This is a genomic window from Thalassobacillus cyri (assembly GCF_900107755.1).
In the GTDB taxonomy this organism is placed as follows: Bacteria; Bacillota; Bacilli; order Bacillales; family Halobacillaceae; genus Thalassobacillus; species Thalassobacillus cyri.
The window spans coordinates 71,540-92,366 of the sequence record NZ_FNQR01000013.1 but is presented as its reverse complement, the minus strand read 5'-3'; the positions used below and the strand labels follow the sequence as shown (position 1 = coordinate 92,366).

The following is a 20,827-nucleotide window of genomic DNA, read 5'->3' as shown; positions in this document are numbered from 1 at the left end:
GGAGTGACACATGCCGAAAAAACAGGCACTGACAGGGAAACAGAAAGCGGCCATTCTGCTGATTTCTCTTGGTCCGGACGTGTCCGCGCAAGTATACAAACATTTGACAGAGGAAGAAATTGAAAAACTCACCCTGGAGATTTCTTCCGTGCAAAAAGTGAATTCCAAACAAAAAGAAGAAATCCTCGAGCAATTTCACCAAATTGCTCTCGCTCAGGATTATATAACCCAGGGCGGGGTGGGCTATGCGAAAACGGTATTGGAAAAAGCTATGGGAGAACAGGAAGCAGCAAATATCATCGGACGCCTTACCTCTTCGTTGCAGGTTCGTCCTTTTGACTTTGCACGTAAAGCGGATCCTGCTCAAATTTTGAATTTTATCCAAAATGAACATCCGCAAACGATTGCATTAGTATTGTCTTATCTGGATTCCGCTCAATCGGCCCAGGTTCTGTCTGAACTGCCACAGGAAATGCAAGCGGACATCGCTAAACGAATTGCATTGATGGACTCTACTTCACCTGAAATCATCAGCCAGGTGGAACAGATTTTGGAAAGGCATCTATCCTCCACAGGAACACAGGATTATACCCAGACCGGTGGTATCCCTGCAGTTGTGGAAGTATTGAACGGAGTGGACAGAAGTACAGAACGAACGATTCTGGACGCGCTTGAAATTCAGGATCCAGATTTGGCAGAGGAAATCAAAAAGCGGATGTTTGTGTTCGAAGATATCGTCACGTTAGATAACCGTGCGATACAGCGTGTCATCAGAGAGGTGGAAAACGATGATCTCCGCCTGTCGCTGAAGGTAGCGAGTGAAGAAGTGAAAGAGATCGTATTCAACAATATGTCCCAGCGTATGGCGGAAACCTTCCAGGAAGAAATGGAATTCATGGGACCTGTCCGGCTAAAAGATGTAGAAGAAGCACAAACACGTACGGTGGCGGTTATCCGGCGATTAGAAGAAGTAGGTGAAATAGTGATTGCACGTGGCGGAGGTGACGATATCATTGTCTGATATTGTTGGTAATCAAAAAGAAAAGACCAGGCTTATCCAGCTTAGACCCATTCAGGTAGCTGAACAAGAAATGGAACGAGCTACAGAAACATCCTTTTTTATAAAAGAAGAGGAGATTGCACAGAAGCTCCAAGAAGCGGACAGAAAACTGAAGGAAGCTGAGCTTGAGACCGAAAAACGGCTTCAAGAGGCTGAAAAGATTATTGAGCAGCAAAAACAAGCATGGGAACAAGAAAAGTCCAATCTGGTGGAAAAAGCCCGGAAAGAAGGGCTCGAAGCAGGATATAAAGAAGGCAGGCAACAGGGTTATCAAGAAGCGGAAGGTCATATCAAAGAATCGCGCCAAGTGGTTGAGCAGGCAAAAGAAGATTATCAGCAAATCATTGATTCAAGCGAGACCACCATCCTTGAAATCGCTTTGCGCATTGCTGAAAAAATAATGAAACATCAATTGACAGAAACGCCGGAGGATTTTCTCCCACTAGTTAAAAGGGTGATCGCGGAAGTCCACGGTCAACCGGAGGTGATTGTTTCTGTCCATCCAGATCAATACTCCCTTGTCTTAGCTCAAAAAGATGAATTGGAACTATTCACCTCAAGCAAATCGGTTTTGACAATCTATCCGACAACTGAACTTGAACCATTCAGTTGCAAGGTCGAATCATCATTCGGGAGTATTGATGCTTCTATCGATAGTCAATTGACCGAGCTCAGAAAACAATTGCTGGAAGTTTCCCAGGAGGGCGGTTTCATTGAATCTTAAAAACTATCTGGAAGCCATTGATCAAATGGATACATATAAAAGGTATGGAAGAATCCACCGGGTAGTCGGGCTGATGATTGAATCAAAAGGACCGGAAGCTTCGATCGGGGATGTATGCCTTATCCATACGCCCTCCCATACCAGCAAAACTATCCAAGCGGAAGTAGTGGGATTCCATAATGAGAACATATTATTGATGCCTTTCAAAGAAGTGAGGGAAATTAGTCCGGGAAGTCTGGTCGAAGCTACCGGCTCCCCGCTGCAGATAAAAGTCGGGCCAGGTTTAATTGGATCAGTCGTCGATGCTATGGGAGAGTCCTTGGATGATCACCTCCTGCCGAAAGGGCTTCGGTCCTATCCAACGGAACAGTCTCCGCCGAATCCTTTGTCTCGACCGACAATTAAAGAACCTCTCCATGTCGGAGTACGGGCTATTGATACATTGCTCACTGTAGGGAAAGGTCAGCGAATCGGCATATTTGCCGGAAGCGGAGTTGGAAAGAGCACGTTAATGGGAATGATTGCCCGCAACAGTTCGGCGACAATCAATGTCATTGCTTTAATCGGTGAACGAGGCAGAGAAGTCAGGGAGTTCATAGAAAATGATCTAGGTGAGGAAGGACTGAAAAAATCCATTATTGTAGCCGCTACCTCCGATCAGCCAGCACTGATGAGGATGAAAGGTGCCTATACAGCGACCGCTATCAGTGAGTATTTCCGTGACTTAGGCTATCAGGTCAATCTGATGATGGACTCGGTGACAAGGGTAGCGATGGCTCAGAGGGAAATCGGGCTCGCCTCGGGAGAGCCTCCGACCACTAAAGGCTATACCCCTTCTGTATTCGCTGTCCTGCCTAAATTATTGGAACGGACAGGTACGAGTAAACAGGGAACCATCACGGCTTTTTATACGGTTCTGGTGGATGGCGATGATATGAATGAACCAATCGCTGATACAGTAAGAGGGATATTGGATGGCCATTTCGTGCTGGATCGAAAGTTGGCGGAACAAAATCAGTTTCCAGCCATTAATGTGCTGAAATCAATCAGCAGGGTGATGAATCAAGTAGTGGATGAAGAGCACAAACAAGCTGCCGATCGTTTGCGATCGCTGCTCGCTACATATGAAGAAAATAGTGAATTGATTCAAATTGGCGCCTATAAAAAAGGAGCTAACCGCGAAGTGGATGAAGCGATTCGTGCGTATCCGAACATAATCAGTTTTTTAAAGCAAGGCACCCATGAACAGGCACCATTCACAGAAGCGCTGATTCAACTGAAAGAGCTTAATCGTGGGAGTGATAACTGATGGCAAGTCTACATGCTTTCCATAAAATTCGGGATATCCATGAAAATGATAAATTGACTGCGCAGGAAGCTTACCAGCAAGCGATGAGTAAGTTTGAGGAAGCTGCAAAACAATTATATGAAACATTGAAAAAGAAAGAAGCCACCGAACAATTGCTGCATGATAAATTAGCAAACGGAAAATTGTCCGCGCATTACTTTGCTCAAATGCAAGATTTTATAGCGCGACTTGATCAGAGAGTAATGCAGCTACAGCCAAAAGTGCAAAAAGCAAGAAGTGAAATGGAGCATTGTCAGCACAAATTGACAGAAGCCTATGTGGAAGTAAAGAAATTTGATAAATTGATCGATAAAAAAGTGGAAAAATGGCAAGTTCGACAGAAGGAAGCAGAAAAAAGACAAATGGATGAGCTTTCTTTACGTCAATTTTTAATCAAAAGAAACAGGTGAAGTTATGGCAAAATCACGTCCGAAAGAATCAGTCAGCACAAATCGTCTCCAATGGTTCTTTTTTGTCATCATCATTCCCGTCATCTTTGCTGTCACATTGACATGGATTGTATTGATGATAGCAGGAATCAACCTTGGTGATATGGCAGCCAAGTATGGGAAAGATGTTCCAGTTGTTCAATCTTTGTTTCCTTCCGAGGAAGAAAAGAGCAAAGAACAGAGGATCAATAAGTTGCAGTATAGCTTAGATGAAAAAAACGACACGATTGACCAGTTGGAGCAAGACATAGCAGGGAAAAACGCAACCATCGAGGAGTTAGAACAGCAAGTCGGCGATTTAGAAGCAAAGCTGTCAATGGAAGAAAGCACAGACGAAAATAAAGATGCACAAGTCAAGCAGGTTTCCTCTTCGTTTAAAGATATGGATCCCGGGCAAGCTGCAGCAATCATCGGCAACTTAGATCAGCCGGTTGCAGTTACCGTGCTTCGTAACCTGCCAAATAGCGAGCGGGGAAATATCCTTGGAGAATTGGATCCAGAACAGGCTGCCACATTGACAAGCTTATTGATAACGAGAGGAAATTAATGATAGGACCCGATGAAAGGAGGTGATTACGTGAATACCAATGCAATAAAACTGGCTTTCTTTACATCCTCATCACAGAATGGGAAGGTACAAAAAAACACGGTTCCCAACGGGGATGCAGGTACCTTTGAACACGTATTGGCAGCTCTTCCTTTAGAAAAAGGAGAGGGAGAGGATTCCGGAACAGCTACCCCAGCCGGAATGAGCCGGCAATTGTTGTCGGCAATCGAGGATTCTCAAGGAACCGAGATGACAGACCTTCAAGATAAACTTCAAAGTCTCTTGCCAAAAGCAGTAATGGAAGATTTCGAACAGCTTTCATCGGAAATTTCCGTCGAAGATTTACAGTCATTAAAACTGTTAATTAGAGGGGATAACACTGAGACAAAAGAACAATCTGCGGGAAACCACATATTTTTTCCTGCGCCTTTATCTTTAGCTTCGACTCCCGCGACAGGCACAGCGGAAGGGGAAGTAATGGAACAGGAGAACTTGACATTAGCTATACATATCAAAGATTTAATACAACAAGCACAGCAATGGAGTGGCTCAGGTACAAGTAGAACCCAATTCGGAACACTACCAAAACAACTGCTTCAATCATTAGAACAATGGATAGCTCAACAAAATGGAAGTAATAGCACTTCTCAGCAAGCAGCAGCACAGGGTCAGAAGGTGGCAAACATCTCGGACGAGCCTCTCCTGCGGGACTTGATTAAATGGTACCAATCCCGTACAGCTATACAAAATCAGGCATATCAAAGTCAATCCCAGGTGACGACAAAAGATATGACGAAATGGCTGCAGCACGCTTTGAACAGGTACAGTGCGGATGACAAGGGTACGAAGCAGCAAACCTCGCTTCCTACAGGAGCTTTGACCAAAGTGGAACAATTCATGATCCATATAGATCAAAACAAATCGACTGAAGGGATGCAAAAACAAATGATGCAGGAGTTCGATCGTGTCTTGAAATCCAGTAATCTTCAGCTGTTGAAAAATGGTTCTATGGAAATGCAGCTGAAACTCAGACCCGCTCAGCTTGGAGATGTTGTAGTTAAAATGACACAGTTGAATGGAGAAATGGCTGTAAAAATCATCGTGACCTCTCAAGCCGCTAAAGAAATGCTGGAGGGTAATATGCAGCAGCTTCGTCATATGTTCTCACCGCAACAGGTGGTCGTTGAAAAGGCGGATATGAATACTGCACAGCAACAATTCCAATCGAAAGACCAACAAACCAACGGCAGTGATGAACAATCCCGTCAACAACATACTGCTAAGAGGCAAGATCGAGAAGAAGAGAATAATGAAAACGAAGATAGTTTCCAGGAAATTTTATTGAACGAGAAAGTGTAGGTGAATGGAATGACCAAAGTCGATGCTTCACTTTATTTAAACCAGCAGCCATCGAGAGGATCAACGAATTCCACATTGGATAAAGACGATTTTATGAAAATTTTGATGACGCAGCTTCAAACCCAGGATCCGATGAATCCAATGGAAGATAAAGAATTCATCTCCCAGATGGCGAGTTTTTCAAGCTTAGAGCAGATGATGAACATGTCAAAGGCGATGGAGAAAATGACCGAATCACAATCTTTTGCACCAGTGGTTCAATATAGTTCTTTGATCGGAAAAGAAGTTACTTACCCGATAGATGAGGCAGAGAATGGCGATGGTAGCCGCCAGGAGAATGCAGTAGTTACTGCTGTCAGTCAAAAAAACGGCGAAGTCCTGCTGGAATTGAAGAATGGTAAGACGGTCGATGTCCAGTCTATTTCAAGAGTGAGTGATCTGACGACAGAATGATATAAAGGAAGGGGATGTCATGGAACCACGTATCCACCAGCTGCACCAGCCGCTGCCTTTACCTAAAACACAATTGAAATCGCAAGCAGCAGCATCAGGTGTTTCATTCAGGGAAATCTTAACAGATGCCCAAAAGCTGAAGGTAAGCAAACATGCCGGAGAGCGGCTGAAGGAAAGAAACATCGATATTTCTCAAACTCAATGGGAAAATATCGCCCATAAAATGAGTGAAGCAAAGCAAAAGGGGATCACAGATTCATTGGTATTGCTACCCGATGCCGCGATAGTAGTCAGTACCAAAAATAGCACAGTCATCACAGCAATGGACCGCAAGGAAGCGGCAACAAAAATATTTTCGAATATCAATGGAACGATTTTGATGGATAAATAGGCTGGACCCGGAAAGGGAGGCCTGCAGGACTGCTGACTGATTGAAGTAGTTCACAAATACATGCGAATAGGAAAGGAATGTCAGTCTCATGTTACGTTCAATGTACGCTGGAATATCAGGAATGAAAGGTTTCCAAACCAAACTGGATACAATCGGTAACAATATTGCCAATGTCAATACATTCGGCTACAAGAAAGGCCGTACCACTTTTCAAGACATGATGAGTCAAACGATTTCAGGAGCTCAGGGTCCTTCAGCTGATGGATTACTTGGTGGGAAAAACCCTTCCCAAATAGGGCTGGGTTCCAAAATGGGGTCGGTAGATACGATTCATACCCAAGGCAATCGCCAGACAACCAATCGACCACTTGATTTAGCTATTGAAGGTGATGGGATGTTTGTATTAGCAGAAAACTTAGGTACAGACGGTACAGTACAGGATTCAACTTTAAGTTTCTCAAGAGCCGGCAACTTCTACCTTGATACAGAAGGGAACATCGTTAATAGTAACGGACAATATCTCGTAGGTGTAGATGACAATGATGCACCAACGACTCTCAATATTCCTGCCACTGCTCAAAGCTTCAGTGTGCAAAGTAACGGTGAAGTGACTTATGTAGATCAAAATAATGAGGCTCAATCTGCAGGAAGTGTCAGCCTTGCTAACTTTGCTAACCCGGAAGGTTTGGAGAAAATCGGAGGCAACATGTACCGGGCGACTAATAATGCTGGAGCATTTGATGTATTGCAGGATTTATCCGCGCCTGGTGAAAATGGCACAGGCCAGACAGTAGCTGGCGCGCTTGAAATGTCCAACGTAGACCTTTCAGAAGAATTCACAGAGATGATTACAGCGCAGCGTGGTTTCCAGGCTAATACCAGAATCATCACGACATCCGATGAAATCCTGCAGGAGCTTGTCAACCTGAAGCGATAAGTAAGGGAGGGAGGAGGATTCAACCAGTGGTTTGAATCCTCCCATATATGATTAAACTGACACGGTTGAACGGAGAAACGTTCCAACTTAATGCTTTATACATAGAACAAATACAGTCCTGCCCGGATGCAACCCTAACTACGACTACCGGAAAAAAACTGGTTGTGAAAGAGGATGAAGAAGAAATCAAATCGCGTATCACAAAGTTCTATCAGGAGATTGGTCTGGCAGGCCGATGGAAAGAAGTGGGTGATAAAAAATGAATTCCAAACTACTCAAATCAATGGTGATTGTACTATCGAGTTTGACGGTGCTTGGAATCGTAGCACTTATTATCGTACTGAACATTGGTGAGCAACAAAAAGTGGAAGGGAAGCGATCGATCGATGAAATTATCGAGACCTCCTATGAAACAGAAGAAATCACAACGGATTTGAAAGATAATCGTTTCGTACGTATTCAATTTCGAATTGTAACAGACAGCAAAGATGCCAATGAAGAATTGCAGAAACGCGATTTTCAGTTACAGAACGTCCTGATCAAAGAACTTGCTTCCATGGAAGTGAGTGAGTTCAAGTCAGGCCTCGGTCAGTTGGAAACTACGGTGAAATTGAAGTTGAATGAAATGATGACAAAAGGCGAAGTCACAGATGTATATACCATTAAAAAAGTTTTGCAATGATAAAAAGGTTCTACACCTGAACGGAGGTGACATTATTGGCAGAAGAGGTTCTTTCCCAAAGTGAAATTGATGCCCTTCTTTCCGCTATTTCCACAGGGGAGATGGATGCGGAAGAATTGAAGGAAGAAGAAAAAGAAAGAAAGGTAAGAGTATATGATTTCAAACGTGCGCTCCGGTTTTCAAAAGACCAGGTCCGAAGCTTATCGAGAATCCATGAGAATTTCGCGCGTTTATTAACCACTTATTTTTCAGCGAAGCTCCGTACGTATGTGAATATTTCAGTTGCTTCTGTCGATCAGGTCCCATACGAAGAGTTCATCCGTTCGATACCAAAAATGACGATTTTAAACATTTTCAGCCTCCCGCCATTGAATGGAAGGATCCTCTTCGAAATCAACCCTAATATCGCTTATACGATGCTTGACCGGGTGCTGGGGGGAAGTGGGGCAAGTGTAAATAAGGTGGAAAATTTGACGGAAATCGAGACGACGATTATGAGCCAGTTATTTGAACATGCCGCTGACAATTTAAAGGAAGCATGGAGTTCTATCGTTGATGTGGATCCAATGATGGAAGAATTCGAAGTCAACCCTCAGTTTCTCCAAATGGTGTCACCTAACGAGACAGTGGTTGTCATCTCTTTGAATACGACAATCGGCGATTCGAGTGGCATGATCAATATTTGCATCCCACATGTAGTCTTAGAACCAATCATTCCTAAGCTCTCTGTCCATTACTGGATGCAGAACCAGCAACCGAAAGAAAGCAAGCCCGAAGAATATCAGGCACTTTCCAAGTCGATAAAAAAGACGACGATTGAAGCGAAAGCGATTTTAGGAGAAGCGGATATTTCGATTGAGGAATTTCTTCACTTGAATCGTAATGACGTCATCCAACTTGATCAATTAATCAGTGAACCAATGCTGCTATGTATTGATGAGGAACCTAAATTCTATGTACAGCCAGGAAAAAAACGTAAAAAAATGGCCGTACAGATTCTCGAAGAAATCAAAAGGGGGGAAGATGACGATGATGAATGATGATATGTTATCTCAAGATGAAATTGATGCCCTGTTAAATGGCAGTGGTATCGATGAGGAAGATAGCAATGAACAAAGCAGTTCAAACCAACATGTGAATGTGGATGAGTATTTGTCGGAATTAGAACAAGACGCCCTGGGCGAAATTGGGAATATTTCCTTCGGGAGCTCTGCCACCGCATTATCATCGTTGCTGAATCAAAAAGTAGAAATCACCACACCTACTACGAGGGTGGTCGATAGGAATCGGCTGCATGAAGAGTTTCCTAAACCGAATGTGGCAATCAAAGTGACTTATACAGATGGTTTCTCCGGAGAAAATCTATTGATCATCCATACCGAAGATGCGGCCGTTATTGCTGATTTGATGCTTGGCGGAGATGGATCTTCACCAGCAGATGAATTGAATGAAATACATCTTAGTGCCGTGCAGGAAGCGATGAACCAAATGATGGGTTCAGCCGCGACCAGTATGTCGACGGTCTTTGAGAAGCGTGTCGATATCTCTCCGCCGGTCATTGATATGTTGGATATTCCGGAGGATGAAGGACTTGATTATATACCGGATGAAAATATTTTAGTTAAAATCTCTTTCAATTTGAAAGTTGGTAATTTAATAGATTCTAATATCATGCAGCTTTTGCCATACCATTTTGCCAAAGAACTAGTCGATCAGTTATTAAATCCTGCAGCGCAGGAAAATCATGCCGGAGTTCAGCAGCTTTCTGATAAAGGACAAACACCATCTCCAATGAGTTCAGGAGAAGAAAGCCATTCGTCCCGCCCAACCTCCCACTCCAGGCAGCATCCGACTACAAAAGCCGAAGCATCCAGGCAGGACGCTCAATTGTTAGGAGGAAATGGACAACCTAATCCGGATACAGCTATCCAGTCTGCTCAGTTTTCTGATTTTGGTAATAACCAAATGGTTTCCAATGAACAAAGGAATTTAGACATGCTGTTGGATATACCTTTGAAGGTGACTGTGGAACTGGGCAGGGCAAAACGTACCATCAAAGATATTTTAGAATTGTCTTCAGGATCTGTAGTTGAGCTGGACAAGCTTGCTGGTGAACCAGTCGATATTCATGTCAATAATAAGTTGATCGCCCAAGGCGAAGTAGTCGTCATCGATGAAAACTTTGGCGTCCGGGTGACTGATATATTAAGTCCTAAAGATAGGCTTAAAAAAATTAAATAGCAGCATGGAGAGGAGAATTTTTAGATGGCTAATAAAGTATTGATTGTTGACGATGCCGCTTTTATGCGGATGATGATAAAAGATATTTTAACTAAGAATGGATTTGAAGTGGTGGGTGAAGCTCAAGATGGCCAGGAGGCTATTGATAAATATGAAGAGACTTCGCCAGATCTGGTGACTATGGATATAACAATGCCCGAAATGGATGGCATCACTGCTTTGAAGGAAATCAAACAACGTCATCCCGATGCCAAAATTATCATGTGTTCAGCTATGGGGCAGCAGGCGATGGTCATCGATGCTATCCAGGCAGGTGCAAAGGACTTTATCGTCAAGCCATTCCAGGCAGATCGAGTTATTGAAGCAATTCAGAAAGCATTAGATTAAGTGAAGAAGTGAGGCTGCTATGATTAACAAAGTGATGATCTTCACCCTGGTCATCCTGGCTTCTGTCACCACCGTTTTATCGCCGAATTTGGTAATAGCAAGCCCTTCCGTCATCGATTGTACGAAAAATCCAGCTTTGGAGGGCTGTGCAGAAGGTGGGACAGGAGCTGGTGAAGCGCCGGGGGATTCAGAAGGACAGAATAAAGAGGCTGCCCCGTCAAACGACTCAATGGCCTGGAACCTGGTCCAGTTATTATTTTCACTGTTATTGGTTCTGGGGTTGATTTATGGGCTGCTGAAATTTTTCAATCGAAAAAATAAGATGTTTCAAAAAAATCGTAAGCTGGAAAACATAGGAGGCCTTTCGCTCGGACCAAACCGCTCCCTTCAGCTTGTCCGAATTGCAGATCGTGTATTAGTGATCGGAGTGGGTGAGAATGTGGAAATGGTGACAGAAATTACGGATGAGGCTTCTAAACAAAATTTAATGCAGGCAGATCAGGAAGAGACGCTGGATAACCAGTTGATTTTCCGCTTTTTCAAAAAGAAAGACAATGAGAAACCGGAAACCTACCAGCAATCTTCTTCCGTGCAATTCCAACAATTGTTTGAGGGTGAACTTGGAGACCTGAAAGAAAACCGGCAACGACTTTTACATAACAAGAAGCAGCGAGAGGATCATCACGATGAATGAATTCGTAGAAATCTTTTCAAGCTCTGATCCTGAAAATGTCTCGACAGCTGTGCGTCTCCTGTTAATGTTTACCGTTCTTTCATTGGCACCAGGTATTCTTATTTTAATGACCAGCTTTACGCGAATCCTCATTGTCCTGTCATTTGTACGGACATCTCTTGCGACCCAGCAGATGCCACCCAACCAGGTATTGATAGGGATCGCCCTGTTTCTAACCTTCTTCATCATGGCTCCGACATTGCAGGAAGTGAATAATGAAGCATTGCAGCCACTCTTCAATGAAGAGATTACATTAGATGAAGCTTATGAAGAGGCGGCCGCTCCTATGAAGGAATTCATGGCGAAGCATACGCGACAAAAGGACCTTGCTTTGTTTATGAATTACGCACAAATGGAACGGCCGGAAGCCATTCAGGATATTCCAATGACAACGCTCGTGCCTGCTTTTGCTATTAGTGAATTAAAAACTGCTTTTCAAATGGGGTTCATGATATTCGTACCGTTTCTTGTCATTGATATGGCAGTGGCCAGCGTCTTAATGTCAATGGGGATGATGATGCTCCCCCCTGTAATGATTTCCCTGCCGTTCAAAATATTATTATTCGTACTGGTTGATGGATGGTATTTGATTACGCATTCCTTATTGGAAGGCTTTTAGGGATAGGAGGTAGGTTAGATGAACAGTGAGATGGTCATCTCTCTGGCAGAAAGAGGGATTTATACAGTATTGATGGTAACCGGTCCATTGCTAATATTAGCACTCGGTGTCGGTTTACTGGTCAGTATTTTCCAGGCGACCACCCAGATCCAGGAACAGACACTTGCCTTCATCCCGAAAATCGTTGCAGTTTTGCTTGGACTGATCTTTTTTGGGCCATGGATGCTGACGCAGGTAGTAGAATTCACCGCGGATATCTTCAAAAATCTTAATATATTGGTAGGTTAGATTATGCTCGAAACTATTAATCTGGCAAGCATTCCTGCATTTTTATTAATTTTAGTCAGGGTTACAGCTTTTTTTGTAACATTGCCACTCTTTTCCTACCGCAATGTACCGACTCAGCATAAAGTCGGGTTCAGTTTCTTTTTAGCACTATTGATGTTTTTTACGATTGATATTCCACTCGTTTTGCCGAACGGTACATACATACTCCTTTTATTAAAGGAAGCATTTGTTGGAATTATGATCGGCTTGATTGCCTATATCATATTAGCTGCTGTCCAAATTGCAGGAGGATTCATCGACTTTCAAATGGGATTTGCGATCGCTAATGTCATTGATCCGCAGACAGGAGCCCAAAGCCCATTGATTGGTCAATATCTTTATACTTTTGCTTTATTGTTCTTATTAGTGGTGAACGGTCACCATTTAATGCTGGATGGCATCTTTTACAGCTATGAATTGATTCCCATGCAGACCTGGATTCCGATTGGAGACAGCAATATAGCCGCGTTCGTCATCCAGGCATTCAACCAGATGTTCATCATCGCTTTTTTGATGGCAGTGCCTGTTGTAGGCTGTTTGTTTCTTGTGGATGTCGCGTTAGGTATCGTAGCCCGGACCGTGCCGCAATTGAATGTATTCGTTGTCGGCCTTCCTTTGAAAATACTAGTAGCCCTGGCCGTTTTGTTCCTATCGATGGGAATATTCATGATGTTGATCGAAAACCTATTTGAAACTATGCTCGCCACAATGAGAGGCTTGATGCAGCTGTTTGGAGGCGCCTGATATGCATCTGAAACTCGACTTGCAGTTTTTTGCCGGGGAAAAAACAGAAAAAGCAACACCGAAAAAGCGACAGGATTCCCGGAAAAAAGGCCAGGTCGCAAAAAGCCAGGACGTAAACACGGCTATCCTGATGCTGTTTATGTTTGCGTTGTTCATGGTTTTAGGGAATTACCTTAAAAGTGTCATGACCGGTATGTATCAACATGCTTTCCAGGAATACTTGCACTGGGAAGTCACGGAAAAAAATGTCTTTCAGGTATTTAATGAAACGACAGTTGAATTAAGTAAAGTCATCGTGCCGATTATGGGGACAGCAGTAATAGCCGGCCTTGCTTCCAATTGGCTCCAGGTAGGCTTTATGTTCACTGCCGAACCGTTGAAATTCAAACTGAACAAAATTAATCCGATTGAAGGTGCCAAGAAAATCTTTTCAGCCCGTGCTTTAGTCGAGCTGGTGAAATCGTTATTGAAAATAACCATGATTGGGACGATTACTTTTACGGTCATCTGGCTGAATAAAGACGAAATGATGATGATGTCGCAACGATCCCTCGATGGAGCACTCGCGTTTTTTGGACATACGACCGTGATTATGGGGATTGCTTCCGCTCTGGCTCTTCTTTTGATTTCCGTCCTGGATTACAGCTATCAAAAATACGATTATGAAAAAAGTATCCGGATGTCAAAAAACGATGTCAAAGATGAGTATAAAAATATTGAAGGAGACCCGCAGATCAAGTCCAAAATCAAAGAAAAACAGCGTCAAATGGCGATGCAGCGGATGATGAGTGAAGTACCTGAAGCAGATGTTGTCATCACTAATCCGACACACTATGCGATTGCCATTAAGTACGATGAAAATAAATCAGATGCCCCTTTTGTATCGGCAAAAGGCATCGATTTTGTAGCTCAGAAAATAAAAGAAGTGGCCAAGGCGAACAAAGTGGTCATGGTAGAAAACCGTCCGTTGGCAAGGGCTTTATACGCTGAAACAGAAATAGGGAATAACATCGACGAGCAGTTTTATAAAGCAGTAGCAGAAATATTGGCATATGTATACCGGATTCAAAAGAAAGTCTAGAGTAAGGGGAGAAGACAATGGCACCGAGAGATTTATCGGTTTTATTAGGGGTTATCATGATAATCGTAATGTTAGTCATCCCCTTACCGGGCTGGCTGCTCAGCTTTTTAATACTGATCAATATTTCACTTGCATTGATGGTCATTCTCGTTTCTATGAACATGAGGGAAGCTTTGCAATTTTCGATATTTCCTTCCTTATTATTATTAATGACCTTGTTCCGATTAGGATTGAATGTTTCCACAACCCGTTCCATTCTGTCAAAAGCAGAAGCGGGAGGTGTCGTTGAGACATTCGGAACGTTTGTAATCGGCAACAATCCGCTTGTTGGTTTCGTTGTATTCATCATTTTAGTAATCATTCAGTTTTTAGTCATTACCAAGGGTGCTGAACGTGTATCCGAAGTCGCGGCCCGATTCACCTTGGATGCGATGCCAGGTAAACAGATGAGTATCGATGCAGACTTGAATGCCGGCATGATTTCAGAGCAGCAGGCCAAAGAACGCCGGGAAAAGATTGAACAGGAAGCCGACTTTTATGGAGCGATGGATGGGGGAAGTAAATTCGTCAAAGGGGATGCCATCGCAGGGATAATCATCGTATTAATTAACATCATTTTTGGTTTGATTATCGGAATGGTCCAGATGGATATGTCTTTTGCAGAAGCGGTGGATGTATACATGCGTCTCACTGTCGGTGACGGACTCGTCAGCCAGATACCTGCCTTATTGATTTCAACGGCAACCGGGATTGTAGTAACCAGAGTAGCTTCCAAAGGGAACCTTGGGACCGACGTATCCGATCAATTGTTACAGGATCCGAAGTTATTATATATCGCCGCTGGAACGATCTTTTTCTTAGGATTGACACCGATTAACTTCTTTTTGACTACCTTGATTGCTTCCGTTCTCGCCTTCGGAGGCTACTGGTTGTCACGCCCTGCAAAAGCGGAGGAATTCGAAGTGGATGAAGAAGAAGAGGAACAGGAAAGCAATCAAATGAAGTCTCCTGAAAATGTTGTCAATTTGATTAGTATGGATCCGGTGGAATTCGAATTCGGCTATGGGCTTATTCCGATTGCGGACACAAATCAAGGCGGAGACCTGCTGGACCGCATCGTCATGATCCGGCGCCAGCTTGCGATTGAACTAGGCATCGTGATTCCGGTAGTCCGCATCAGAGACAATATTCAATTGAGCCCTAACGAATACCGGTTGAAAATCAAAGGCAATGAAGTGGCACGGGGGGAACTTATGCTGGATCATTATTTAGCGATGAGTCCGGGGCATGAAGAAGACGACATCGATGGAATCGACACGCAGGAGCCTGCTTTCGGTCTGCCGGCCAAATGGGTGACAGAAGAAGTGAAGGATGATGCGGAGTTGTCCGGTTATACGGTGGTTGATCCACCTTCTGTCGTCTCCACTCATATTACTGAAGTCATCAAGCAGCATGCCCATCAGTTGCTGGGGAGACAGGAAACACAGCAATTGATTGATCATTTGAAGGCTTCTTACCCAATTCTGGTGGATGAGGTTACACCTGAACCACTTAGTGTCGGAGACATCCAGAAAGTGCTGGCTAAACTGCTGCGTGAAAATGTTTCCATTAAAAATCTGCCAATCATATTCGAAACCCTTGCAGATTTCGGCAAAATGACCACCGATACAGAACTGCTCGGAGAATATGCCAGGCAGTCACTTTCACCGCAAATCACCCGACAGTTCACCAATGACGGCCAATCGATGAAAGTGATTACGGTTTCCGGCAAGGTGGAAAAACTGCTTGCGGATCATATTCAACAAACAGAGCATGGCAGCTACCTCACCCTGGATCCGGAAACGCAGCAAACGATCATCCAATCCGTTGCGGAACAGGTGGAGCAGCTTTCTTTACAAGAGGAAACAGCCATTGTCCTTTGCTCGCCTGCAGTGAGAATGTATTTGAAACAATTGCTCGAACGCTTCCTGCCGCAAGTGAATGTGTTGTCTTACAATGAGCTGGAACCGACAATTGAAGTCCAAAGTGTAGGGGTGGTGAACGTAGCATGAAAGTGAAAAAATTCGAAGCAGAATCTATGCCTAAAGTAATGAGCCTGGTAAAAAAAGAAATGGGAAACGACGCAGTAATCTTAAATTCCAAAGTAGTTCATCGTGGTGGTTTCCTTGGCCTTTTCAAGAAGAAGAACATCGAAGTGATTGCTGCTATCGACCCGGCAGATAAGCAGCCTCACAGGAAGCAAGCCTGGAAAATGGAGAAGAAACAGCAAGTAGCAGCGGCCACTTCCGATCAACTTCACGGCTTAGTTTCTGATCAAGCAGTCATCACCGAAATTAAAGCGCTGAAAAAGTTGGTGGAGAAACAGCAGTCTGTCCAGCCTACAGGATATCCACCACCCTATCAGGAACTTTATGATCACCTTGTTGCTCAGGAAATTACGTCAGAGTTAGCTGATGATCTGCTCGCCAGGCTGAAAGCAAACGAGGAAAAGGTATCTGTCTCTATCAATGGTTTGAAATCTATCCTACTTGATTCTCTTGAAAATAGAGGAAGCTCCTTTACCTTTGGAGGGGTAGATTACAGCCGCCAGTTCGTTCATTTCGTCGGCCCAACAGGCGTGGGAAAAACTACTACGATCGCAAAAGTAGCCGCCCGTGCAGTACTGAATGATCAGAAAAAAGTAGCGTTCATAACTACGGATACCTACCGCATTGCAGCAATAGATCAATTGAAAACATACGCAAAATTATTAGATGTGCCTATAGAAGTAGCATATTCGCTGGATGATTATATGGAAGCAAGGAATAAATTCACAAATTATGATTTGGTCCTGGTAGATACTGCGGGCAGGAATTTCCGGGACCCACAATATGTCTACGAGTTAAGTAAACTGATTGATTTCCGTACTGATATGGAAACCTATCTTGTGCTGTCTTTGACCTCCCGTTATAAAGATATGCAGGCAATTTTTGATCAGTTCAGTGATATTCCTATTAGGAAATTGATCTTCACCAAATCTGATGAAACTTCCACATATGGAAGTGCATTGAATATGTTGCTTAACAATCAGGTCGGGGCCGCTTACATTACCAACGGTCAAAATGTACCGGATGACATACAGACAGCGTCAGCGCAATGGATAGCTTCCCGAATCGCAGGTGACCGACGTGATGCATGATCAGGCACAGAAGCTTCGAGACCGCTTATTGGCTAAACAGGTCACCCAACAATCCGCTCGCGCAAAAACTTTAGCAGTGATTAGTGGAAAGGGAGGAGTCGGTAAGTCGAACTTTGCATTAAACTTTGCCTTGGCGTTGTCCCAGCGACAGCAGCGGGTGTTGGTCTTTGATCTCGATATCGGCATGGGTAACATTGATATATTAACAGGCTCGTCAGCTAAATATAATTTAGTCGATTTATTCAAGGAAGGTTTGTCGATGCAAGACCTTCTTACTCATGGACCGGAATCACTGACATACATAGCAGGGGGCTCGGGGTTGAGTGATTTTTTTCAGCTGGATGCCGAAAGGTTCGAGTATTTCTTGTCCCAATTCGATCAGATTACCAAAGATTATGACTATATCATTTTTGATATGGGAGCAGGAATCAGCCAGGACAGTTTAAGTTTCATTCTTGCTGCAGAGGAAGCAATATTGGTCACTACTCATGAGCCTACATCAATGACTGATGCTTATGCCATATTAAAACATATTTATCGAATGGAAAAGGAGATCAAAATATACACACTGATCAATCGTGCATACAGCCGGCAAGCCGGTAAAGAAGCAATGGAACGACTCCAAAAGGTAGTGCAGCAGTTTTTGACCAAAGAGTTGCACCCGATGGGGATTCTTCCAGACGATAATCAGGTAATGAAAGCTGTTGCTCGTCAGGTGCCGTTTTTACTTCTTAACCAGAATTCTCCTGCTTCAAAGGCGGTACAGCATATAACCGATCAATACTTGGAGAATAAGCTTGATATCACTCGACCCCCAGCCACAAGCTTTGTCACAAAACTTAAGCGGCTGGTTACAGAAAGGTAGAACGTATGGCTAAGACATTATTTCAGGACAAGGTGCCTCACCCTTTTAATGACAGTCACCTTTCACAGTCGAAACCAATTGTTGTTATCGGCACTTCCACCGGGGGACCAAGGGCCCTGCAGTATGTATTAGGCAGTCTTCCTTCAGAATTCCCTGCTCCTGTGCTCATCGTCCAACATATGCCGGCAGGTTTTACTAATTCTCTTGCACATCGGTTGAATATGGCTGCTCCAATGAGAGTGAAGGAAGCTGAACATGGAGAAATACTCGAGAATGGTACGGCATACATAACTCCCGGTAATTATCATCTCAGATTAAAAGCAGCAGGTAAGACGTTACTAGTGGACCTGAACCAAACCGACCGTGTTAACGGGCACCGGCCTTCGGTCGATGTGTTGATGGAATCGGTTGCCCGGCTAACGGATTACCAACCGGTAGCTGTCATAATGACAGGAATGGGAACAGATGGATGGAAAGGCATCGAGAAACTGAAACAAGCTAACCGGCACGCTTATGTCATTGCCGAAGCGCGGGAATCCTGTGTAGTTTATGGGATGCCAAAGGCAGTTGTGAGCCGCCGATTGCACAATGCCATGGTTTCAGTGGATGCAATTGGAAAAACAATCTTGGACGTTATCAGGGTGTAGGGGGAAATTTAAATGGAAGTGAATCAATATTTGGATATTTTCATCGAGGAAAGCAAAGAAAATCTCCAGACGGTAAATGACCAGCTGCTTGAGCTGGAACGCAATCCGAAGGATTTAACCATTATCCAGGAAATTTTTCGTTCAGCCCATACATTGAAAGGGATGGCAGCCACCATGGGATTTCAGGACCTGGCTGACTTGACCCATAAAATGGAGAACGTATTGGACGCTTTACGGAATGGTGAGATTATTGTTGACACACTGGTGGTTGATGTCCTTTTTGAAGCGGTTGAATATTTAGAAGCTATGATCATGGATATTTCGGATGGTGGACAAGGAAGAAGTGATGTTACGGCGATCGCATCCAAGATAGAAGCGATCGAATCAGGAAAAATGCCAGTGGGGGCAGATACAGAACGTGTTCAGTCTGATTCCCAAGAGAAACCCATAGAATACTATTTGGATGAGTTCGAAACAACTGTGTTACAAGAAGCGGAAGCGACTGGGTATCACCTCCTGGATATCACCATATCACTGCATGAAGATTGCCTTTTGAAAGCAGCCAGGGTTTATATGGTGTTCGAAGTTTTAGAGCGGGCAGGCGAAGTCATCAAGGCGTTACCTTCTATTGATGAATTGGAAAATGAGCAATTTGAAAGTAGTTTTTCTGTTCTTTTAGTTACCCAGGAAAAGGGAGAAAACGTGCAAAGCAGTATCAGTAAAGTGTCTGAAATCGAAGAGGTCGTTGTCACCCCTTTTTCCTTAACTGGAACAGGAGGAGACTCTCCTTTACCTGAACAATTTGAACAACCGGAAGATGATAGCTGCCATCCCATCGAAAAGCCTGCGGAAGCAAACGGAGTAAAAGATCAAGTGCCTGATACATCAGGAAAACGTGCCTCTGGTAACAAAACCATTCGTGTTAACATCGATCGGCTCGATATCTTAATGAATTTATTTGAAGAGCTGGTTATAGACAGGGGCAGACTGGAACAGCTATCAAAAGAATTAGAGCACAAGGAATTACAGGAAACGGTAGAAAGAATGGCCAGAACTTCCGGAGACCTGCAAGATATTATTTTAAACATGCGAATGGTTCCAGTCGATCAGGTTTTCAATCGTTTTCCTCGTATGGTCAGGCAGTTGGCAAAAGACCTGGGAAAACATATCAACCTTGAAATTTCAGGCGCAGATACGGAACTGGATCGGACGGTAATTGATGAAATTGGAGATCCTATTGTTCATCTGATTCGAAATGCCATTGACCATGGGATTGAATCACCGGACGAAAGAGCAGGAAAAGGAAAACCTCCGGAAGGGACACTGAGACTTCATGCCTACCATAGCGGCAATCATGTATTTATTGAGATATCTGATGATGGGGCTGGAATCAGTCGTGAAAAAGTTCTAAGCAAGGCAATCCATCATGCAGTAATTACCCAGGAACAATCAGCAAAGCTTTCTGATAAGCAAGTCTATGAATTACTCATGGCAAGCGGTTTTTCTACGGCAGATAAAATCTCAGATGTTTCCGGGCGTGGTGTCGGATTAGATGTGGTCAAGAATACGATAGAGTCATTAGGCGGGACGATAGATATTTCTTCTGTTTTTGGGGAAGGCAGTAAATTTTCTATCCAATTGCCACTAACCCTGTCCATTATCTCTGCCTTACTGGTGAAGCTGGAGTCAGACACTTTTGCGATTCCTTTATCTTCTATTATCGAAACAGCTATGATTACCCCTGCTGATATGAAGGATGCCCACAACCAAAAAATGATTGATTTTCGTGGTAGGATGATTCCGTTGATCTTTATTAAGCAACTATTTGACTTAAAAGGAAAGGGAGAAAACGACAACTATCCGGTAGTGATTGTTCGAAAAGGTGATAAGTCAGCAGGAATCGTGGTAGATTCTTTTATTGGGCAGCAAGAAATTGTCCTGAAAACTTTAGGAGAGTATCTATCGGAAGCCTTCGCAATTTCAGGGGCTACAATACTTGGAGATGGTCAGGTCGCACTGGTATTAGACAGCGATACGTTAATCAAGTAACGGTTT

At 43.6% G+C, this 20,827-nt stretch carries 24 protein-coding genes; all 24 read left to right on the top strand.

Going from position 1 to position 20,827, the window contains the following annotated elements; translation table 11 throughout:
* Nucleotides 1–10: 10 nt before the first annotated feature.
* The 24 genes from fliG to BLV00_RS15030 all read left to right on the top strand — a co-directional run bounded on the left by fliG (nt 11) and on the right by BLV00_RS15030 (nt 20,821).
* Entirely contained in the window at nt 11–1,021 is a 1,011-nt protein-coding gene (gene fliG / locus BLV00_RS15145; protein WP_093045815.1) for a flagellar motor switch protein FliG, read from the top strand.
* Nucleotides 1,014–1,784 carry a flagellar assembly protein FliH gene (gene fliH, locus BLV00_RS15140; protein ID WP_176791598.1) on the top strand — a complete coding sequence of 257 codons (771 nt, stop codon included), beginning with the start codon at nt 1,014–1,016 and terminating at the stop codon, nt 1,782–1,784. Before fliG ends, fliH begins: the two co-directional genes overlap by 8 nt.
* The gene (gene fliI / locus BLV00_RS15135) at nt 1,774–3,093 is read left to right on the top strand and encodes a flagellar protein export ATPase FliI (protein WP_093045813.1); all 1,320 of its coding nucleotides are present in this window, start codon (nt 1,774–1,776) and stop codon (nt 3,091–3,093) included. Before fliH ends, fliI begins: the two co-directional genes overlap by 11 nt.
* Nucleotides 3,093–3,542 (top strand): flagellar export protein FliJ, encoded by a 450-nt coding sequence (fliJ, locus tag BLV00_RS15130; RefSeq protein WP_093045812.1) that lies wholly within the window; start codon nt 3,093–3,095, stop codon nt 3,540–3,542. Before fliI ends, fliJ begins: the two co-directional genes overlap by 1 nt.
* 4 nt (nt 3,543–3,546) lie before the next feature.
* On the top strand, nt 3,547–4,128 hold the full coding sequence (locus BLV00_RS15125) for a MotE family protein (protein ID WP_093045811.1): 582 nt from the start codon (nt 3,547–3,549) through the stop codon (nt 4,126–4,128).
* 30 nt (nt 4,129–4,158) lie between these two features.
* Complete coding sequence (locus BLV00_RS15120; protein ID WP_176791595.1) at nt 4,159–5,487, top strand: flagellar hook-length control protein FliK; 1,329 nt, start codon at nt 4,159–4,161, stop codon at nt 5,485–5,487.
* 9 nt (nt 5,488–5,496) lie between these two features.
* Complete coding sequence (flgD, locus tag BLV00_RS15115) at nt 5,497–5,940, top strand: flagellar hook assembly protein FlgD (protein WP_093045809.1); 444 nt, start codon at nt 5,497–5,499, stop codon at nt 5,938–5,940.
* Nucleotides 5,941–5,959: 19 nt separating this feature from the next.
* Nucleotides 5,960–6,331 (top strand): TIGR02530 family flagellar biosynthesis protein, encoded by a 372-nt coding sequence (locus BLV00_RS15110; RefSeq protein ID WP_093045808.1) that lies wholly within the window; start codon nt 5,960–5,962, stop codon nt 6,329–6,331.
* 88 nt (nt 6,332–6,419) lie between these two features.
* Complete coding sequence (flgG, locus tag BLV00_RS15105) at nt 6,420–7,268, top strand: flagellar basal body rod protein FlgG (RefSeq protein WP_093045807.1); 849 nt, start codon at nt 6,420–6,422, stop codon at nt 7,266–7,268.
* A 47-nt stretch (nt 7,269–7,315) separates the two neighbouring features.
* Nucleotides 7,316–7,531, top strand: a complete 216-nt coding sequence (locus tag BLV00_RS15100) for a flagellar FlbD family protein (protein ID WP_093045806.1) — start codon at nt 7,316–7,318, stop codon at nt 7,529–7,531.
* Nucleotides 7,528–7,950 carry a flagellar basal body-associated protein FliL gene (gene fliL / locus BLV00_RS15095; RefSeq protein ID WP_093045805.1) on the top strand — a complete coding sequence of 141 codons (423 nt, stop codon included), beginning with the start codon at nt 7,528–7,530 and terminating at the stop codon, nt 7,948–7,950. The genes BLV00_RS15100 and fliL overlap by 4 nt, the downstream gene beginning before the upstream one ends.
* A gap of 35 nt (nt 7,951–7,985) precedes the next feature.
* Complete coding sequence (gene fliM / locus BLV00_RS15090) at nt 7,986–8,990, top strand: flagellar motor switch protein FliM (RefSeq protein ID WP_093045804.1); 1,005 nt, start codon at nt 7,986–7,988, stop codon at nt 8,988–8,990.
* The gene (gene fliY / locus BLV00_RS15085) at nt 8,980–10,191 is read left to right on the top strand and encodes a flagellar motor switch phosphatase FliY (RefSeq protein WP_093045803.1); all 1,212 of its coding nucleotides are present in this window, start codon (nt 8,980–8,982) and stop codon (nt 10,189–10,191) included. The genes fliM and fliY overlap by 11 nt, the downstream gene beginning before the upstream one ends.
* 24 nt (nt 10,192–10,215) lie before the next feature.
* Nucleotides 10,216–10,578 carry a response regulator gene (locus BLV00_RS15080; protein ID WP_093045802.1) on the top strand — a complete coding sequence of 121 codons (363 nt, stop codon included), beginning with the start codon at nt 10,216–10,218 and terminating at the stop codon, nt 10,576–10,578.
* 19 nt (nt 10,579–10,597) lie between these two features.
* Nucleotides 10,598–11,272, top strand: a complete 675-nt coding sequence (locus tag BLV00_RS15075) for a flagellar biosynthetic protein FliO (protein WP_093045801.1) — start codon at nt 10,598–10,600, stop codon at nt 11,270–11,272.
* The gene (fliP, locus tag BLV00_RS15070) at nt 11,265–11,930 is read left to right on the top strand and encodes a flagellar type III secretion system pore protein FliP (RefSeq protein WP_093045800.1); all 666 of its coding nucleotides are present in this window, start codon (nt 11,265–11,267) and stop codon (nt 11,928–11,930) included. The genes BLV00_RS15075 and fliP overlap by 8 nt, the downstream gene beginning before the upstream one ends.
* 18 nt (nt 11,931–11,948) lie before the next feature.
* A complete protein-coding gene (fliQ, locus tag BLV00_RS15065) occupies nt 11,949–12,218 on the top strand; it encodes a flagellar biosynthesis protein FliQ (RefSeq protein WP_093045799.1) in 270 nt (89 codons plus the stop codon).
* A 3-nt stretch (nt 12,219–12,221) separates the two neighbouring features.
* Complete coding sequence (fliR, locus tag BLV00_RS15060; RefSeq protein WP_093045798.1) at nt 12,222–13,001, top strand: flagellar biosynthetic protein FliR; 780 nt, start codon at nt 12,222–12,224, stop codon at nt 12,999–13,001.
* Nucleotide 13,002: 1 nt separating this feature from the next.
* A complete protein-coding gene (gene flhB / locus BLV00_RS15055) occupies nt 13,003–14,082 on the top strand; it encodes a flagellar biosynthesis protein FlhB (protein WP_093045797.1) in 1,080 nt (359 codons plus the stop codon).
* A gap of 17 nt (nt 14,083–14,099) precedes the next feature.
* Complete coding sequence (gene flhA / locus BLV00_RS15050) at nt 14,100–16,133, top strand: flagellar biosynthesis protein FlhA (protein ID WP_093045796.1); 2,034 nt, start codon at nt 14,100–14,102, stop codon at nt 16,131–16,133.
* A complete protein-coding gene (gene flhF / locus BLV00_RS15045; protein ID WP_093045795.1) occupies nt 16,130–17,260 on the top strand; it encodes a flagellar biosynthesis GTPase FlhF in 1,131 nt (376 codons plus the stop codon). The genes flhA and flhF overlap by 4 nt, the downstream gene beginning before the upstream one ends.
* Nucleotides 17,253–18,125, top strand: coding sequence for a MinD/ParA family protein (locus BLV00_RS15040; protein ID WP_093045794.1), 873 nt, complete (start codon nt 17,253–17,255; stop codon nt 18,123–18,125). Before flhF ends, BLV00_RS15040 begins: the two co-directional genes overlap by 8 nt.
* A gap of 5 nt (nt 18,126–18,130) precedes the next feature.
* On the top strand, nt 18,131–18,772 hold the full coding sequence (locus tag BLV00_RS15035) for a CheB methylesterase domain-containing protein (RefSeq protein WP_093045793.1): 642 nt from the start codon (nt 18,131–18,133) through the stop codon (nt 18,770–18,772).
* A 12-nt stretch (nt 18,773–18,784) separates the two neighbouring features.
* The gene (locus tag BLV00_RS15030) at nt 18,785–20,821 is read left to right on the top strand and encodes a chemotaxis protein CheA (protein ID WP_093045792.1); all 2,037 of its coding nucleotides are present in this window, start codon (nt 18,785–18,787) and stop codon (nt 20,819–20,821) included.
* The last annotated feature ends 6 nt before the right edge of the window (nt 20,822–20,827 follow it).

Coding starts and splice junctions, on each gene's coding strand:
- fliG (WP_093045815.1), top strand. CDS start 11: ATGCCGAAAAAACAGGCACTGACAGGGAAACAGAAAGCGGCCATTCTG.
- fliJ (WP_093045812.1), top strand. CDS start 3,093: ATGGCAAGTCTACATGCTTTCCATAAAATTCGGGATATCCATGAAAAT.
- BLV00_RS15125 (WP_093045811.1), top strand. CDS start 3,547: ATGGCAAAATCACGTCCGAAAGAATCAGTCAGCACAAATCGTCTCCAA.
- flgD (WP_093045809.1), top strand. CDS start 5,497: ATGACCAAAGTCGATGCTTCACTTTATTTAAACCAGCAGCCATCGAGA.
- BLV00_RS15110 (WP_093045808.1), top strand. CDS start 5,960: ATGGAACCACGTATCCACCAGCTGCACCAGCCGCTGCCTTTACCTAAA.
- flgG (WP_093045807.1), top strand. CDS start 6,420: ATGTTACGTTCAATGTACGCTGGAATATCAGGAATGAAAGGTTTCCAA.
- BLV00_RS15100 (WP_093045806.1), top strand. CDS start 7,316: ATGATTAAACTGACACGGTTGAACGGAGAAACGTTCCAACTTAATGCT.
- fliL (WP_093045805.1), top strand. CDS start 7,528: ATGAATTCCAAACTACTCAAATCAATGGTGATTGTACTATCGAGTTTG.
- fliY (WP_093045803.1), top strand. CDS start 8,980: ATGATGAATGATGATATGTTATCTCAAGATGAAATTGATGCCCTGTTA.
- BLV00_RS15080 (WP_093045802.1), top strand. CDS start 10,216: ATGGCTAATAAAGTATTGATTGTTGACGATGCCGCTTTTATGCGGATG.
- BLV00_RS15075 (WP_093045801.1), top strand. CDS start 10,598: ATGATTAACAAAGTGATGATCTTCACCCTGGTCATCCTGGCTTCTGTC.
- fliP (WP_093045800.1), top strand. CDS start 11,265: ATGAATGAATTCGTAGAAATCTTTTCAAGCTCTGATCCTGAAAATGTC.
- fliQ (WP_093045799.1), top strand. CDS start 11,949: ATGAACAGTGAGATGGTCATCTCTCTGGCAGAAAGAGGGATTTATACA.
- fliR (WP_093045798.1), top strand. CDS start 12,222: ATGCTCGAAACTATTAATCTGGCAAGCATTCCTGCATTTTTATTAATT.
- flhB (WP_093045797.1), top strand. CDS start 13,003: ATGCATCTGAAACTCGACTTGCAGTTTTTTGCCGGGGAAAAAACAGAA.
- flhA (WP_093045796.1), top strand. CDS start 14,100: ATGGCACCGAGAGATTTATCGGTTTTATTAGGGGTTATCATGATAATC.
- flhF (WP_093045795.1), top strand. CDS start 16,130: ATGAAAGTGAAAAAATTCGAAGCAGAATCTATGCCTAAAGTAATGAGC.
- BLV00_RS15040 (WP_093045794.1), top strand. CDS start 17,253: ATGCATGATCAGGCACAGAAGCTTCGAGACCGCTTATTGGCTAAACAG.
- BLV00_RS15035 (WP_093045793.1), top strand. CDS start 18,131: ATGGCTAAGACATTATTTCAGGACAAGGTGCCTCACCCTTTTAATGAC.
- BLV00_RS15030 (WP_093045792.1), top strand. CDS start 18,785: ATGGAAGTGAATCAATATTTGGATATTTTCATCGAGGAAAGCAAAGAA.